At 48.3% G+C, this 1292-nt stretch carries 1 protein-coding gene; it reads left to right on the top strand.

From position 1 onward, the window contains the following. Nucleotides 1-56: 56 nt before the first annotated feature. On the top strand, nt 57-1262 hold the full coding sequence (locus L9G74_RS19815; protein ID WP_238898503.1) for an IS256 family transposase: 1206 nt from the start codon (nt 57-59) through the stop codon (nt 1260-1262). The last annotated feature ends 30 nt before the right edge of the window (nt 1263-1292 follow it).

Genomic DNA, 1292 nt, shown 5'->3' with positions numbered 1-1292 from the left:
GGTAGTGTTCAAAATTCTGTGTCATTTCATTAAACTAAACGAAAAAGAGATGACACATGACCAATCCTACTTTCGATATGCAAGCGGCTATTCAGGCGCTACGTGATGGCAAGGGCCTGTCTGGCAAAGACGGTATCTTAACTCCGTTAATTAAACAATTGACTGAAGCCGCAATGCAGGCTGAGTTAGAGCAGCACCTTGAGCAAGGGGAAGCCCCTAATCGTAAAAATGGCAGCTCTGCCAAAACCATGAAAAGCACCTCTGGCAACTTTGAATTAAATACTCCCAGAGACCGCGCCGGTAGCTTTGAGCCGCAAATTGTCAAAAAGCACCAGACCCAACTCACCGACGAGCTGGAGCGTAAAATCATCGGCTTGTTTGCCCTTGGCACCAGCTATCAGGACATCCGTGCACACATCGAGGAGATGTACGGTATCTGCGTCTCTAACGGAACCCTTAATGCGGTAACCGACAAGCTGCTACCTGAGTTACAGACGTGGCGTGAGCGGGAGTTAGACCCGATTTATCCCATCGTGTGGCTCGATGCCATTCACTACAAAATCAAAGAAAATGGCCGCTACATCAGCAAAGCTATCTACACTATTCTGGCGGTAAATGTCGAAGGAAAAAAAGAATTACTGGGACTGTATCTGTCTGAGCACGAAGGCGCCCATCATTGGCTAAGCGTGCTGACAGACCTGCACAACCGTGGCGTGAAAGACATCCTGATAGCCTGCGTTGATGGCCTCAAGGGGTTTCCTGAAGCCATTGAGAGCATTTACCCTAAGACCGAAATACAGCACTGCATCATCCACCAAGTACGCAACTCACTTAAGTACGTGGCTAGTAAGAACCAAAAGGCCTTTATGGCCGATTTAAAGTGCGTGTACAAAGCAACGACGTTAAACGCCGCAGAGTCGGCGCTGGATGAGCTTGAAGCCAAATGGGGTGAGAAATACCCAGTGGTGATTAACTCTTGGCGTAACAAATGGCCGACGCTGTCAGCCTATTTTAAATATCCGGACTACGTTAGAACCGCTATCTACACAACCAACGCTGTAGAAGCTGTGCATCGCCAGTTCCGTAAGCTGACCAAAACTAAGGGCGGATTTGCCAATGAAAACAGTTTGCTTAAGCTACTTTATGCGGGTATCTTGCGGGCATCTGAGCGCTGGACGCACCCAGTGCAAAACTGGAATCTGACACTGTCACAGTTGTCGATACACTTCGAGGGGCGCTTAGACGCTCATATAGATCTGTGAATAGGCTGACACAGAATATTGAACACCCTC

It is taken from the genome of Shewanella electrica (assembly GCF_022321485.1).
GTDB classification, from domain to species: domain Bacteria; phylum Pseudomonadota; class Gammaproteobacteria; order Enterobacterales; family Shewanellaceae; genus Shewanella; species Shewanella electrica.
This window is presented reverse-complemented; position numbering and strand designations above follow the sequence as displayed.

Excerpts from the sequence above, each read along its gene's own strand:
- L9G74_RS19815 (WP_238898503.1), top strand. The coding sequence starts at position 57 with ATGACCAATCCTACTTTCGATATGCAAGCGGCTATTCAGGCGCTACGT.